Annotated in this window: 18 protein-coding genes; 15 read left to right on the plus strand and 3 right to left on the minus strand. The window is 42.2% G+C overall.

Features of this window, described 5'->3' with window-relative positions; all coding sequences use genetic code 11:
* Window positions 1–61: 61 nt before the first annotated feature.
* Window positions 62–229 carry a hypothetical protein gene (locus P0M28_RS11825; protein ID WP_302210112.1) on the minus strand — a complete coding sequence of 56 codons (168 nt, stop codon included), beginning with the start codon at window positions 227–229 and terminating at the stop codon, window positions 62–64.
* Between P0M28_RS11825 and P0M28_RS11830 the strand changes: the two genes are divergently transcribed.
* The 12 genes from P0M28_RS11830 (at window position 230) to P0M28_RS11885 (ending at window position 11,100) form a co-directional block, all read left to right on the plus strand.
* Window positions 230–2,629 (plus strand): TonB-dependent receptor domain-containing protein, encoded by a 2,400-nt coding sequence (locus P0M28_RS11830; RefSeq protein WP_302210113.1) that lies wholly within the window; start codon window positions 230–232, stop codon window positions 2,627–2,629.
* 238 nt (window positions 2,630–2,867) lie between these two features.
* A complete protein-coding gene (locus P0M28_RS11835) occupies window positions 2,868–3,368 on the plus strand; it encodes a Crp/Fnr family transcriptional regulator (RefSeq protein ID WP_302210885.1) in 501 nt (166 codons plus the stop codon).
* An 81-nt stretch (window positions 3,369–3,449) separates the two neighbouring features.
* Complete coding sequence (locus P0M28_RS11840; RefSeq protein ID WP_302210114.1) at window positions 3,450–4,019, plus strand: hypothetical protein; 570 nt, start codon at window positions 3,450–3,452, stop codon at window positions 4,017–4,019.
* 18 nt (window positions 4,020–4,037) lie between these two features.
* Window positions 4,038–4,901: a hypothetical protein gene (locus P0M28_RS11845; protein ID WP_302210115.1), complete on the plus strand. Its 864-nt coding sequence runs from the start codon at window positions 4,038–4,040 to the stop codon at window positions 4,899–4,901.
* Window positions 4,902–4,907: 6 nt separating this feature from the next.
* Window positions 4,908–5,189 (plus strand): 2TM domain-containing protein, encoded by a 282-nt coding sequence (locus P0M28_RS11850; protein ID WP_302210116.1) that lies wholly within the window; start codon window positions 4,908–4,910, stop codon window positions 5,187–5,189.
* Window positions 5,190–5,446: 257 nt separating this feature from the next.
* Complete coding sequence (locus P0M28_RS11855; RefSeq protein WP_302210117.1) at window positions 5,447–6,232, plus strand: aminoglycoside adenylyltransferase domain-containing protein; 786 nt, start codon at window positions 5,447–5,449, stop codon at window positions 6,230–6,232.
* A gap of 273 nt (window positions 6,233–6,505) precedes the next feature.
* Window positions 6,506–6,718 (plus strand): helix-turn-helix transcriptional regulator, encoded by a 213-nt coding sequence (locus P0M28_RS11860; protein WP_302210118.1) that lies wholly within the window; start codon window positions 6,506–6,508, stop codon window positions 6,716–6,718.
* Window positions 6,705–7,034: a HipA N-terminal domain-containing protein gene (locus P0M28_RS11865; RefSeq protein WP_302210119.1), complete on the plus strand. Its 330-nt coding sequence runs from the start codon at window positions 6,705–6,707 to the stop codon at window positions 7,032–7,034. The genes P0M28_RS11860 and P0M28_RS11865 overlap by 14 nt, the downstream gene beginning before the upstream one ends.
* 51 nt (window positions 7,035–7,085) lie before the next feature.
* The gene (locus P0M28_RS11870) at window positions 7,086–7,706 is read left to right on the plus strand and encodes a HipA domain-containing protein (protein ID WP_302210120.1); all 621 of its coding nucleotides are present in this window, start codon (window positions 7,086–7,088) and stop codon (window positions 7,704–7,706) included.
* Between the two features lie 252 nt (window positions 7,707–7,958).
* On the plus strand, window positions 7,959–9,110 hold the full coding sequence (locus tag P0M28_RS11875; protein WP_302210121.1) for an alpha/beta hydrolase: 1,152 nt from the start codon (window positions 7,959–7,961) through the stop codon (window positions 9,108–9,110).
* Between the two features lie 155 nt (window positions 9,111–9,265).
* A complete protein-coding gene (locus P0M28_RS11880; protein WP_302210122.1) occupies window positions 9,266–9,880 on the plus strand; it encodes a DNA-3-methyladenine glycosylase family protein in 615 nt (204 codons plus the stop codon).
* Window positions 9,877–11,100 (plus strand): DUF763 domain-containing protein, encoded by a 1,224-nt coding sequence (locus P0M28_RS11885; RefSeq protein WP_302210123.1) that lies wholly within the window; start codon window positions 9,877–9,879, stop codon window positions 11,098–11,100. Before P0M28_RS11880 ends, P0M28_RS11885 begins: the two co-directional genes overlap by 4 nt.
* Before the next feature lie 26 nt (window positions 11,101–11,126).
* Here P0M28_RS11885 and P0M28_RS11890 read toward each other — a convergent pair whose 3' ends face one another.
* Window positions 11,127–11,864 carry an SDR family oxidoreductase gene (locus P0M28_RS11890; protein WP_302210124.1) on the minus strand — a complete coding sequence of 246 codons (738 nt, stop codon included), beginning with the start codon at window positions 11,862–11,864 and terminating at the stop codon, window positions 11,127–11,129.
* Between the two features lie 88 nt (window positions 11,865–11,952).
* On the opposite strand from P0M28_RS11890, the gene P0M28_RS11895 reads away from it, so the two are divergent.
* From P0M28_RS11895 to P0M28_RS11905, 3 genes are all read left to right on the plus strand, one after another.
* The gene (locus P0M28_RS11895) at window positions 11,953–12,297 is read left to right on the plus strand and encodes a winged helix-turn-helix transcriptional regulator (protein WP_302210125.1); all 345 of its coding nucleotides are present in this window, start codon (window positions 11,953–11,955) and stop codon (window positions 12,295–12,297) included.
* Between the two features lie 301 nt (window positions 12,298–12,598).
* A complete protein-coding gene (gene estT, locus P0M28_RS11900) occupies window positions 12,599–13,444 on the plus strand; it encodes a macrolide hydrolase EstT (RefSeq protein ID WP_302210126.1) in 846 nt (281 codons plus the stop codon).
* Window positions 13,445–13,641: 197 nt separating this feature from the next.
* The gene (locus tag P0M28_RS11905; protein WP_302210127.1) at window positions 13,642–14,052 is read left to right on the plus strand and encodes an EthD family reductase; all 411 of its coding nucleotides are present in this window, start codon (window positions 13,642–13,644) and stop codon (window positions 14,050–14,052) included.
* Between the two features lie 103 nt (window positions 14,053–14,155).
* Here the strand turns inward: P0M28_RS11905 and P0M28_RS11910 are convergent, their stop codons facing one another.
* Window positions 14,156–14,737 (minus strand): hypothetical protein, encoded by a 582-nt coding sequence (locus P0M28_RS11910; RefSeq protein ID WP_302210128.1) that lies wholly within the window; start codon window positions 14,735–14,737, stop codon window positions 14,156–14,158.
* Window positions 14,738–15,207: the final 470 nt, after the last annotated feature.

Raw genomic sequence — 15,207 nt, forward strand, 5'->3', positions numbered from 1 at the left:
GCAATGGGTAAAGATACGGATCGCTAGGCGAACTACCCGCAAAAGTAGCTAAAGCGGCAGGCTAGGTGGTTGTACCACTCATTACCGTAGACGAACCCTGATTTTTACCCTCAATAACAGTCTGATAGCGAGAATCAGCGATTGGTCTACTTTTCAAAAGAGGTGAGGCATTCAGAGCTAGTATTGCCCGCATAGAGGAACCACCCTCATTCATCCAAACCTCGTACATATGCCTTATTTCCTAAAAAAAGCACTCCTCATTGGGTGCCTGGTAATGATCTATTTTACCGCTCACGCCCAATCCATTCAAACCATTACGGGTCAAGTGGTAAACGTTCAAGGGGAACCACTCTTCGGAAACGCGATAGTCATCTCACCCACCGACTCGAGCATTATTCAGGGCACACCTTTTTTGGAAGGAACATTTACGCTCACTGGGTTAAATAATCAACAAGTACTGCTTAAGCTTAGCTCACTCACTTTCCGGGATACCATATTGGTTGTGCGCTACGCCACCAATGCTCACGTGGATTTGGGAAGGGTTAGGGTTCGGGAAGCAGCTAATGAATTGGACGAGGTGACGGTAACCGCGAAACAATCGCTCGTTAACGAACGGCCCGATGGCTCTCTGGCCATCAATATCGCCAACACTCCACTGGCAACGGCTACATCGGTAGACGAAATTTTAAGTCGCTCACCGACAATCGTGTACGACGAAGATGGCAACTTACAAGTGTTTGGGAAAGGAGCAGCCATTCTGTTTATCAACGGGGTGCGGGTAGCCAACGAACGCCTGTCTACCCTTTCGCCTTCCGATATTCAAACTATTGAAATCATTAGCAACCCCGGCCCCCGCTACGATGCTGAAGGTAACGCCGTGATTAATATCATTACCCGCACCAATCGTGAGCAGGGCGGGCAAGGAGCGATCAAAAATTATTACAGCTACAGTGATTTTACGGGCTACGATAACCGAACCGACATCGCTTACAGCTACGCCCAGGGCAACTGGTCGACCCACGCTAACTACGGCTTACAGTTGGGACACAATCGGCACATCCAGCGCACCAGTCGTACCCGCAACATTCCTAATAACTTCTTTCGCTCTACCATCAAAAACGATTGGCAGTACGAATACGATAATTTGTCTAACTACGGAGTAGGACTCCAGTACAACGTTGCGGCAGATCACTATTTTTCAGTACAGTACACCGGGGCATACGAAGATTTGGGCGGACAGCAGTTGAGTGATAATACCATTGAGGATAGTCAAGTTATTGTCTACAACACCAACATTGCCCGGGACGACCTGACGCAGAAAAATACCCTAAACGCCAATTACTACCGTAAAATGGATAGCCTGGGTTCCAGCCTATTCATCGGTAGTCAGTTTGCGGGCTACGCCAACGACTTCGACAATGATATTACCGAATCCAGCGCCATTGATGATATAGCGCAAGTGGCTCTCATCAACAATGTGGGTGGTAATGACATCAACATTTTTAGTACTCAACTTGATTATACGAAAGTTTTTAGTAAGCGGTACCACTTAGAGTGGGGCGGGAAATACGGGTACGTACAGATCAACTCCCGCACCACATTTTTTGATCTGGGTGAAGGGGGCACTCGCACCCGAGATGAGGATCTGTCCAGTAGTTTTGCATACCGCGAGCGGGTTCCGGCTGCCTATCTCAATCTGCAAGGCAACATCACTGATAATATTGACTATGGTGTGGGACTGAGAACGGAACTTACGGATTACACGCTTTTCACCGAAGTAGACGGTGGCCGTACCATCGGTGATACTTATTTCAATGTGTTTCCCAGTGCTTCACTCACCGCCCGGCTGTCGGAGCAGACCAATGTTTATGTTACTTACACCTCTCGTATTGTTCGCCCACCCTACCAAACCCTCAACCCGTTTGTCGTCTACCAAGATGCTTTTACTTCTATTCGGGGCAACCCCGATCTTCAGCCCTCGCGAGTGCACGCTCTCGAGGCCGGAGGAGCGTGGGCGGGGCTCAGCCTCAAACTAGGCTACAACTATACGATTGACCCTATTGATGGCGGAGCATTTCAGTCGGAAGATAATCCTCGTGAATACATTTTGCAGCGGGTTAACCTAAGTGAGCGGCACGCATTCTTTGGTACGCTGTCTAAAAATATTAACCTGGCCTGGTGGCGATCTAACAATACCGCCACCCTCAGCTTCGACCGATTGTTTGACAATACCGGAGTTTTTGCGGTGAATAACAGCGAGCCGTACTACTACCTCTACTCTCAGAATAGCTTTGATATTAAAGATTGGTTTACGCTTTATCTCACCGCTTGGTACCTGAGTGATAAACGGGACGGCATTAACTTCGAGAAAGACTACTCCTCGGTCAACCTAGGAGTAGAGAAAAAGCTATTGGGGAACTCTCTCACTTGCAACCTCGACTTCAACGATGTGTTCTACCGGGTACGGGCTAGCGGGGAATACCGGGTAGGCCAAACCGATGTGATTTATGATAACGTGTGGAATACCCACTATGTCCGGTTTTCAGTAGCCTACAATTTTGGCAGGCTCAAAGAACTTAACTACCGCAATAAGAATGTGGGGGAGTCAGAAAGTCAACGAGCGCGCTAAGGCATTGTTGAACCCATGGGCTACCCAATGAAATTTTGTCATTATAAGTAGCTGGAAAATGTACATTTGTATTCACGATAGCCTTTGTAGGTGTGTGTTATTAGGGTAAAAAGCAGTAGGTTCGTATATCGAGCCGTTGTCCAGCGTTATGAACATGAAGCCACATACACTTTAGCAATTTCTTAGAAACCTAATTAGTATTTCAGAGGAAGCTATCGCTGAAATAGAAACATCAGGAATTAGAAAATCTGTAGAAGCTAACTCGATTTTTTTCTCGGCCAGCGAGCCGTTTTCTAAGTTACTGTTTTTAGAAAAAGGCTTGGTCAGGTCTTATCGAGTGATAGACGGTAAGGACATTACTTTTTATTTCTTTACCGCCGGGGAATTCGCCGTTGATTACGAAAGCTTCTTAAAAGAATCGGAAAGCTCGCTATTCTTTGAGGCATTAGTTGATTGTGATTATCTAGAGTTCAGCAAGTCAACCATTGAAGCGTTGTATGACTCATTCCCGGCGTTTGAGCGGGTGGGAAGAATCATGGCAGAACAGGCTTATCTAAGTGCTACCAGCCGGGTCAAGGAGCTTCAGGCGGAATCTTTACAGGATAGGTACCTTAAACTGCTGGCACGCAATCCCGAACTTTTTCAGCAAATTCCCCAATACCATATTGCCTCTTACCTAGGCGTGAAGCCTCAGAGCCTCAGCCGAGTGAGGGCCAAGCTTACCGGAAAGATTTACTAGCCCTGCCCCTTCTTCACCTAGGTGAATGAAAAAGACCCTTTGCTTTTTGACCTTTGTATTATCACCAAAACAGATAATCAAATGCAAAGGATTCGTTTCACTCTTCTCATTCTTCTGGTCGCCTCTTGGGGAACCACATTAGCCCAAAGCGAAAACGAGGTACGCCGCTGGGGCGTAGAGTTCAGCCCGGTTGGAGCCGGAGTCTTTCAACTATTTCAGGGCAAGGCCACCTACCTGCTTTGGCCTAATAAGTCTACCCCGGCGGAAGTGGGTCTGGGCCTACTCTTACAGCCCCAATCTACTTCTTCCACTAATGAAGGCTTCAACAGCGATGGTACGTATTCCGCCGTGATGGCCTCACTGGCCTACCGACAGTATTATTGGCGAGGTCTCCATACGGAATCGGTGGTCAATTTTGGACAAGGTTCGGTAGCGGATAATGTGGTTGATGGCGGGGAGTACAGTGCCTTTCAGCTCTTTGTACAGCACTTCGCTGGCTACAAATTTCGGTTCCTCAACGGGGCTAAGATCAATTTTTACGCGATCCCGCAGTTCGGCATTGGCTATGTTCCGCTGGACAAAGAATGGCCTACCACCGAAGACAGTGGAGTCTTCTTCTTGGGAGACCTGAAGGTGGGAATTAATTTCTAATCAAAACAACATCATCTTATGAAAAAGCAACGAGATATTATCCGAATTGTCCACTTGTTAGGGGCAGCGGTCATTGGCACCTACGTGTATTCGCCCTACAGTCAATTAGCGTGGTTCACGTTAATCTTGCAGATTGTGATTATTCCAGCTCTAATCCTTACAGGTTTATGGCTATGGAAACCCAAGTGGTTTAAAGCCAGTCGGAAAACGGCTACGCTACTACTTTTCGCCCTGATGACGACTGCATCATTAAACCCGCTACAGGCGCAAGATCGCCTGAAAGGAGGCGCGGGAGGATTCACGATAGGGGTTAAGGCCTACAATACGGCTGCTCACCAGTTCTTCGTGCCGGAAGGAGGCCCTACGATGGGCGATAACATTGTTCAATTTGGTGGGGAAGGCTACGGGTTACTCAATCGGTGGGTGCTGGGCGGAAGTGGATACATGAGCCGGGGCGACCAGGTGCAGGAGGGCAACCTACAGTATAAGGTACACGGCGGCGGTGGGTTTTTCCAAGCTGGATACGTGGTGTACCATACCGATGAGCTATTGGCATTTCCCCTTTTGGGTATCGGTGTAGATGCCTTGGGGATTAATCGGAGAGTGGAGGAAGACATCGCCTTTGCCCCTGACCGCTTTTTGGAAGCGAACTACTTTATTGCCCGACCTAGCCTAGACGTAGGGGTTGGCGTTGATTGGTTTCCGGGTAAAAAAGGTTGGAAGCTAGGTATCCGAACCGGCTACAATGTGACGCTTGCCCGAAATAATGAGTGGCGACACTACGGTGGTGAGATTACTACCCCTGATCTGCCCGATAATGATCTGGACGGTTTCTACGTGAGGCTAACGGTTGGGGGTGGCCATTTCAGAACAAAAGAATAACTGACTATGAACGCACTCATCGAACAACAAATCTACGAAAGGGCGCGTCGCAGAGTCGCCTTTCGGATTCACTTGATTGCCTACGTGATTGGAGTACTCATCAACTGGGTAGTTTGGGTAGTGTACCCCACCCCGCACATTTGGCCGATCTGGCCGACGCTGGGTTGGAGCATTGGTATCGCCTCTCATTACTTGGGAGTTTATCATCCTGGTCAGATATTCTCTATTGACCAAGAGATAGAACGTGTGGTAAGGAAGGAGCTCAACAAGAAAGATCAGAACGCTTAGTGTCTAGCTTTTTTACGAGGCAAATTACAATTTTGGGATAAAGACGTTTATAACACAGCATAAACACTAAGGCATAGTTGAACCAATGGTCAACCCAATGAAGTTTTGTCATTATGAGTAGCTGGAGAACGGAGCAAATGTCGCGAGGGGTGGAGTGGTTGTAGCCAATTGGGGTATCCCAGAAGCATTGAATTTCACTGAAAACGTTAAACATTAAAATCAACAATTTAATTTTACGTTGTTTAGAATTATGGATAATGCCAGAAGTAGAACAAAAAAATATTGGTTTTGAAAATGCTCCTGCAAAAGTAAGAGAGATTGTTTTTGCGCTTAGCGATGGTTTACAAAACACACTTAGCGACAAACTTCTTGGTTTGTATCTGTATGGCTCTCTTGCTTATGGCTGTTTTAATTCCGAAACGAGCGACATAGACTTTGTTGTCGTGTTATCTGAACCCTTAACTTCCGAAGAAGAGCAAAAAATAGCTCAATTGCATAAGCGTTTGGGTTACGATCCTGAATATGGAAAACGTATTGAGGGAACGTATATGACCGAAGAACAGGTAAAAACCGATGAGTATCCACCTGATTTTTTGTTTTACGTGGAAGGTAAAGAATTTGTACAAGCACAAGCAGGACAAGGCGAATACGATTTCCCAATGCATTGCCAACATTTGCATGAATCAGGTTTAAAGATTATTGGATATGAACCGCAGAAATTATTTTTGCCCGTACCATGGGAAATTTTAAAGCGTTCTCTCCGGCAGGAAATGCCATTTATTAAAGAACAATTTGAAAAAAGACCCATATATGCTGTGCTCAATTTGTGCCGAGTAGTTCGAGCCTATGAAACTCACAAACTTTCTTCAAAGAAACAGGGTGGCGAATGGGGGCTCCAAAATTTCCCTGCTGAATTTCATGAGATGATTCAAATTGCGTTGGAAGGGTATACGCATAAAAAAACGGCCAGACAAAAACAATTCTTAACAGAAAACCTCTCTCGTTTTTACGAGTATTGTATTGAAAGAATTCCTAATAGTTGACAACAAACAATAGAACAACTGGCTACAACACTATAAACAAGCAATAGCAGGTTAGCACCATGTTGATAGAGTTGATTTTTGGCCGATTAATTTGCGCCTGCGCGAAGCTTATCCGGTGAAATTCCGTAACTACATCATAGCCGAGACCATTGTAGCTAATTTAATTATACCCGAATAGGTATAATCTTTTCTAAAGAACATATGTCTATACCCGAGCGGGTACATTTTAACAAATTATCATTATATTTATACCCGTTCAGGTATAATATTAGTATGAAAAAATTAAGTCAATTCGTAAAGGAAAGGCGAAAAAACCTAGGGCTCACCCAAGAAGACCTTTCGTTTAAAGCTGGAGTCGGATTACGATTTGTTCGCGAACTAGAACAAGGGAAAGAATCATTAATGACCGACAAAGTCAACCAAGTATTATCATTATTCGGCCATGAACTTGGCCCAGTACCAACAGAAAGAGATGAAAGTAGCTAAAGTTTACATGCACGATACATGGGCCGGCGTATTGACGGAAGATGAAGATGGCTACCATTTTCAATATGAAGAATCGTACCTGAAAAAACCCGATTCAGAAGCAATAAGTGTAACATTTCCCCTTGCACCCGATCAATATGATAGCAAAGTTTTATTTCCATTTTTTGACGGATTAATTCCAGAAGGATGGTTATTAGATATAGCACAAAAAAACTGGAAACTAAATCCGAGAGATAGAATGAGCATACTACTAAAGACCTGCTATGATTGCATAGGCGCAGTATCAATACGATCACAAGAAGAAAATGGAAAGTAAATGCTTTTACTGTTACCAGAAAGTCGATGCTAGTGAATTGAAGACCTAACCATGCATTTGGCTGAGATTAGTAAATTAAAAACAGTAGAGCATTCACTTGTTAGATTAAAATCGGGTGAATTAGCTTATCTAACAAAACGAATTGACAGAAAAAAAGGAAGTAAGCTTCATATGGAAGACATGTGTCAAATCACCGAACGAATGACGGAACACAAGTACCAAGGATCTTATGAGCAAATAGCCAAAGCTATAAAAAAATATAGCGCTAACCCCGGCTTAAGTATCACTGATTTCTTTGAATTGGTTCTGTTCTGCTTTTTAACCGGAAATAATGATATGCACCTTAAGAACTTCTCTTTACTGAAAGGCAATTCTAGAAATGATTTATGCCCTGCCTATGACTTAGTTGCCTCTGAACTAGTGGTTGAGGGAGATGATGAAGATCTTGCCCTGAACTTAAATGGCAAGAAGAAAAAAATCAAAAAGAGAGATTTTGTAATTGCTATGAAAGGGGCTGGTTTAGGCGAAAAGGTGATTGAAAACATCTTTAAAAAGTATAAAAGGCTGATCCCAAAATGGTCTAAATTCATTGAAGAAAGTTTCTTGAGTGAATCAATGAAAGAAGAATATAAAACACTGATTAATCGCAAAGCAATACAAATTGAACTCTAAAAACCAGCTACAATAAGGCGTAGAGTACATAGTCTCCCTCCGGTCAGCAATGCCTTGTACACCAATAAGTTTTACAATTCTACAATCATGGGAAAGCCACTTTTATACCTTACCATTCTATTTCTATTCTCCTCTTGTATACACCATGATAACGCTCGGCCTTTTTCTAAACACAATAACAACCCTCTGATTTTTCGTGAGGTTAATAATATCTTTAATGCTTCTAGCCCTACTATTTCTGAACTCAAAAAGTTGGATAAAGACGATAGAATCGGCGCAGTAGATAACCTTCTTGCTAGCCATAAAGAAAAAGGCTTCCCTTTAATAGAACAAGATTCATTGTTGGAGGGATACGTTTATGCTACGTTTATCCATATTGACTCAACTCACCAAAACGATATTACATTTAACGTATTCGGAATCTATGACGAATACCGGTTTGGAGACAAAAAGCTTTATCATCTAGACTCCACCGATTTGTACTATAGAACCTATATGATTCCAGATGATTTATGTTTTGCCTACAAGTTTTACTATTCTAATAAAGTAACTGGAAAGAAGTCAAGGATGTCTGATCCTTTAAATCCGAGTCTTGTTCCATCCTCCGAAAGAAAAAATATGAGCTGGTCTGCGCTAGATTTAAGAACCAGTGAGGATGAATGGTATGTTAAAAGTGACCATCGTCAATACGGAACACTTGATACACTAGAACTACACAGTGAGCTGCTTTCCAACGCACGAAACATCTACGTTTATCTACCGCCCAAATATGATACTACTAAGGAAAAGTATCCGGTAATATATCTTTTTGATCCGTACATTTATTTGAATCTGGTGGAAGTTCCTAATGTGCTTGATAACCTAATCTATCATCAAGAAATTAGTCCGATGATAGCCGTATTTATTGATAACCCATCGCAAGCAGTAAGGAACAAAGAACTTCCGCTGAACGCTCAATTCAAGAACTTTTTTATTACTGAACTATTACCATTCATTAAAGATAGGTACCACGTTACGGATTTAGCAGATGAAACTATTATTGGCGGAATCAGCTACGGTGGATTAGCTGCAACGTATATTGCCTTTGAGCATAGTGATGTTTTTGGGAAAGTTCTTTCTCAATCGGGCAGTTTCTGGCGAGATACCACGCTTACCGACGGGGGAGAAGATTGGATAAGGGGCGATCACTTGACCAGGCAATTTCAAACCCAAGAGAAACGCAGCTTAAAGTTGCACCTCGATTGGGGATTGCAGGAAAACTGGTGTAAAGCATCTGGTAGAAGATTAGCCCAGGTACTCAAAGATAAACAATACGAGTTCACATTTACAGAGTTTAACGGATGGCATGATTGGTCTAACTCGAGAAAAATATTTCCAGATGCTTTACGGTATTTATTAGAGTAACAACAAATTGCCTGTGCCAACATTTTGTGTAGTATGTAGCGGGTAACGTTCAGGTTCGCAGCGTTGGTTCTCGTATTAGTTTTGGTACATCCTGACAAAAAATCTTCGCGAACTCTGCCACATGCTATACAATCTACTTAACATAAGTAAAACAAGTGAACTCACTCAGTAATTCTGTAACCCATCATCTGTCAGCTAAAGACAGTATTCTGAAGCAAGTCATCGCCGAAGTTGATTGGCCAAAAATCATTAGTACAGGTAACGTCTTTCATGATTTGATGAGTTGTATTGTTGAACAGCAGATTCACTACCGCAGTACCAAAAAGACATTTGCTAAACTCTTAGCCAAAGCTTCGTCGGAAGAGCTTACCGTAGATAACTTTGCGGAGTTTGAAGAGCAAGCGTTGGGCGATGTAAAACTCTCCATGAAAAAGTACGAGACCATCATTGAGGTAGTAGCGTTCTTTCAGGAGCACTCACCCGATTGGTCAGGGATGAGTAATGCTGAAGTACGCGAAGTACTCGGTAGTATCAAGGGGATTGGCCCCTGGACGATAGATATGATTTTACTCTACACGCTGGAGCGTCCTAATGTATTTCCTGCTCAAGACTATCATCTTCGGCTGGTGATAGAACAATTGTACTCTGTTGACGCTAAACGCATCACCTCAGAAATGAAGAAAATTGCTAAAAACTGGGCTCCGTACCAATCTTTCGGCGTGAAATATTTGTTAGCCTGGAAGGAGGCTAATAAACGAAGAAAGCAATGAAACAATCCGGTTCAGCTGATTTAGCTCTGATGGGAGGAGGTATTCCCCCCTGGTTATTTGAACGAATGAAGAAATTGAGTCTGGCCATTGTAGAAAGTATTCTGGCGGAATACGGTCATCAGGCTTTTCTCGCTAAATTGTCTAATCCATTCTGGTTTCAGAGCTTTGGAGCGGTCATCGGTATGGATTGGAACTCGTCGGGAGTGACTACCGCGGTTACTCGCGCTCTGAAAGATTCTATCAATCCTCACGCTCAAGAATTGGGTTTGTACGTTTGCGGGGGAAAGGGTAAACAATCCAAGCGAACTCCTCAGGAACTGGTTTCAGTAGGGGATAAAACGGGACTGAATGGCGAAGAACTATCGCGTTTCAGCAAACTAGTAGCGAAGGTAGATAACACGGCGGTACAAGATGGGTTTCAGCTTTATCTGCACAGTTTTCTGGTCAGTCGTGCGGGTGACTGGACAGCTATTCAGCAGGGAATGAACGGTAACACTCAGCAGGCTCGTAGGTATCATTGGCACTCTAAAAATATCAGTTCGTTTGTAAACGAACCTCATGCGGCTGTCTGCGGCACTAACCAAGGAGACATTTTGAATCTGGTAGCCCAGAATGCCGAACCAACGCGGGGTGGAATTTTAGAAATTGCCCAAGAAGCTCCCGATAAAATGATACGAGAAGTACAAAAGATGATCTTACCCAACTACTGCGGAGTGAAGGCGAAAGATGTTAATCTTAAACGACTCGGCAGCATTCTGTGGCTGGCCCAAGAAAGCCAGACCAATCAGTTTGAGGATCTACTACTGCTCAAAGGTTTAGGTCCCCGAACATTGCAGTCTCTCACGCTGGTAAGTGAAGTGATTCACGGCACCCCTTCCCGCTTCTCCGACCCTGCCCGCTACTCTTTTGCCCACGGCAGCAAGGGTGGCCGACCGTTCCCGGTACCTACCAACATATACGATGAAACCATCAGCACTCTTCGAAAAGCCGTAGATCGAGCCAAAATTGGGCATACCGACAAACAAAAAGCCATTAGCAAACTCACCGATTTAGCGCAGAAAGCTGAACAAGGTTTCACGCCCAACGATAATGGGTCGGCCGTCCGATTTAAGCAAGTACTGGAAAAAGAACAACGAGACTCCTGGAAGCACGGTGGGAGAACAGTGAAAGGCTTCGTAAAGCAACCCCGAGATGGGCAGATGGACTTGTTTAATTCTTGAGCAGCCGAACAAGTTAACCTTGCGAATTAAAGTGTTGTTCCCCCATCAACAATCACTTTTTCGTTTCTTAGAACTTGCGATTTATCAGAAAGTAAGAATTCAACGACGGGAGCAATATCGGTGGGTTGCACAATCCGACCGATGGGCGAAGTTGATGATATATGTTCTAACAGACTGTCAATCGCTTCGTCAGTCATACCAGATTTCTTCTGAATAGGAGTTTCGGTAACTCCTGGGCTTACCACATTGACCCTGATTCCTCTGGCAGCAAGTTCTATGTTCAAAACTTTTGCGATGCTTTCCAGTGCTGCTTTGCTTGCAGTATAAATACTAGTGTTAGCAAATGACTTGAAAACGACAACAGAAGTATTGAGCACCACACTAGCTGTATTATTCAGAATCGGAATAAATTTCTGGATGGTAAAAAAGGCTCCTTTAAAATTAACATTCATGGTTTCATCAAACAAGCTTTCTGTGGTTTCTTGAAAGCTGGAAGCTTTAAAAATACCAGCATTTACAAATAAGCCATCGATCTTACCAAATTGATTTTTAACTTTTGCTACCAAATCATCTATATGTTCTAAAGAGGAGGTATCCGATAAAATCCCGACACAGTTCGTACCTAGTTTGGTAACTGCATGGTCTACGTTTTCTCTGGTTCTTCCGGTAATTATTACCTGGTAATCAAGACCCAGCAGATAATCGGCACAGGCGAACCCAATTCCGGTAGTTCCTCCTGTTATCAGTACTATTTTGTTATTCATTTTGTAAAGCTGCAAAACCGCTTTACATTTGGCAAGTACTTACTTTTTGGTAAGTAACTAACCATTAGCTCAGAAAAGTGCTACCTGTATGGAAACAGCCGAAAAAAAATCCAAAAAAATGTATCAACAAGCCATAGAATGCCCCATTACGGTGTTCATGGATCAAATCGGAGGTAAATGGAAACCCGTTATTATTTGGCTTTTGCTCTTAAACGAGGTAATGCGCTTCAATGAGTTGGATAAAGCTATCGCGGGAATCAGTCAGAAGATGCTATCCCAACAACTAAAAGATTTGGAGAGTATTAAAATAATAAAAAGAAAATCATATCCCGTAATCCCACCTAAAGTTGAATACCGATTAACTGAAAAGGGTAAGTCGCTCAAAGAGAACTTAACTTTGATAATGGAATGGAGTCGCAAAAATCTATCATGAATTATGATTGACGCCAAACAGTACGACCGTATCCAAATCTTTACAGCCAACTTGGAAGAGGTTTTCATAACTAACGCTATGATTGGTTATACAAACCCAGCCAAAAAGGTTTGGTTATATGGCACTACTCGCATTGTTTAATTGTACAAAATAGGATAGGTTTGTTTATCCACACGTTAGCGGGCATTGTAACAGACGCCACCACATAAATAGACAAAACGTTTAGAAAGTGAAAAATATCCTACTTTGGACATTAATAATCGGGCTGACAATTTGCAGTTGCAAGCAAAATAACAAAGAAATGAAAGAGAAAGTAATTAAGGCGAATGACATTGAACTTTATACGAAAAGCTTTGGAAGTGAAAATAATCCTCCAATTCTATTAGTTGCGGGAGCGACAGTTTCAATGCTCTATTGGGACACAGATTTCTGTCAAAAATTAGCGGACAAAGGATTTTTTGTAATTCGCTATGACAACAGAGATGTTGGAAGGTCAACTTTCTTCGAGCCAGGTACAACACCTTATGACATTATTGATTTGACAAATGATGCAATTTCAATCTTAGATGCTTATCGGATTGACAAAGCACATTTTGTAGGTATGTCATTAGGCGGACTGATTTCTCAAATTGCATCAATAAAATATCCTGACAGAGTAAAGTCATTAATACTTTTATCGACTGGACCTTGGGGAGACTCTGACCCAACAATTCCTGAAATGGACACAAGAATTTTAGAACACCACGGGAATGCAGAATCTGTTGACTGGTCAAATGAAGATAGCGTTGTAAATTATATGGTCAAAGGGTTTACTTTAATGTCAGGTAAAAAGGCATTTGACAAGAAAAGAACCGAAAAGTATGTAAGAAAAGAATTTAACAGGGCTAAAAATTATATCAGTATGTTCAATCACGCAGCACTGCAAGGTGGTGAAGAATATTGGAATAGGTTAGACGAAATTAAACAACCAACATTAATAATACACGGAACAAACGATATAATTTGGCATTATAAGAATGCCGCAGTTTTACTTGCAAAGTTAAAAGGTTCTAAACTGATTACTCTTCATGGAACAGGACACGAATTACATTATGAAGATTGGGAAACAATAGTTGAAGGAATTGAAAATCACATAAATGAGTCATAAAGAAAAAAACGACCCGCTAACAATGTGTATAAGTAATAGCGGTTTAAGTGAAAAAACGAAATTATAAACATAAAACAAGGTCAATGCTAAACTAAAAGGCTTGTGAGTAGAAATCCGCTACTACTCATACACGAGACCGTTGTGAACAATGCCATCAGAGAGCTATTATCCTTTACCAAACCATCAATAGCAACAATATGAAAACTAGAACTGTGCTCTCAATCCTTGGTACCATCGTACTCCTTAGCAGTTGTCAGCCAGTTGAATCATCTGAAACTACCCAAATAAAAAAGGGCATGATCAGAGTAGTAATCATGTACCCCAACGAGGATGGGAAAACGTTTGACATGGACTACTATTCTAAGAAGCATATGCCAATGGTCGCCAGCTTATTTGGCGATCCATTGAAACGATATGCCATTGATAAGGGAATGTCTGGCCGAACGCTCGATGAACCAACGCCCTACTTGGCCGTCGGGTATTTTTACTTTGACAAGCTTTCCGACTATGAAAATGCTTTTGGATCAAATGCCGAAAAAATCCTGAGCGATATTCCCAACTACACCGACATTCAGCCTATTGTCCAGATTAGCGAAGTAATATACTGATATGTCTATGAGTAATAGTACCTTGCAGATCGCTGCTGTTTACAGGCTTTGTTAGCAGTAATTTTTTACAAATTGCGTTGATACATACTCACCAAATTTACAACTACTCTGAGCTTTTCCCAAATCCAATTGTGTACCCAAAAGACAACCCAATAAAGCTTAAATCAACGGTTCCTATTGTTTGGGTATTTGGTAATTCAATATCACCTTTTGGAGTGAAATTGTATTCCAACCCAATGATTAACTTATTGAATTCAACCCCTCCTCTTACCAAAACCCCTATTTGATTACTGACGCTTCCTCTAATTTCTTCTCTGGAAAAATCTGCTTTATCTAGTTGAGTAACTTCTACGTAGGTTCCCAACAAATAGTATCCTACGCCTAAACCTAAGTAGGGACGAAAAAAATACTTGTTCAAAAGAATGTTTTCATTCAAGTAATAGTCAAAAGTCGGCACAAACGAAATCACCCCGTTACCTGATTTTTCATTGACGGTATATTCAAAACCAGTATTATTTCCAATGGTCTGAGTATTAATTGTACTGATACTGTTTGACCCGGAATATCCCACAACTCCAAATCTCAATCCAACGACAGTATTTTCTGTAGATCGCACTTTAGGCTCTACATTAAGGAATAACCCTGGTTTTCCGAGGTCAAAACCAGTTTCTATTTTCAGTTTCATACCGCCCCGTTCTTGAGCATTTACATCGAGCAACCAGAACAACAATGTTATAAGTATGACTATCTTCCTAAGCACAGCATTTTTATTGCAGAACGATTTAAGTTAGAACATCTTATAAACGCCTATTCTCTTATTGTTGGAAACTGATTTTGAGCCTGCTTTTTTATAATTGTTGCTGGCAAAATTACAGCCTGACTAATAGAGAGATAGTTGCTGAAGGCAAATTTTTTGTCCGTACCCTCTTTAATCGTAGAATCAGCAACTACCCGACCTAATCACAAGCCAATTCTTTTGTCTATGTTTCTCCAAACATTTTTACTACACTATGAATCTGCGCAACCTATGCCTTACCTGAAAGGAAACGAATAGCCTATAGCAAATTTTAATAGTAACCAGGCTAAAGCATTAAATCGCCAATAGTCGCTCAAATAGGTTAAAAGTTTGCATATACAACTTGATAAGCAGATATG

It is taken from the genome of Tunicatimonas pelagia (assembly GCF_030506325.1).
Lineage (GTDB): Bacteria > Bacteroidota > Bacteroidia > Cytophagales > Cyclobacteriaceae > Tunicatimonas > Tunicatimonas pelagia.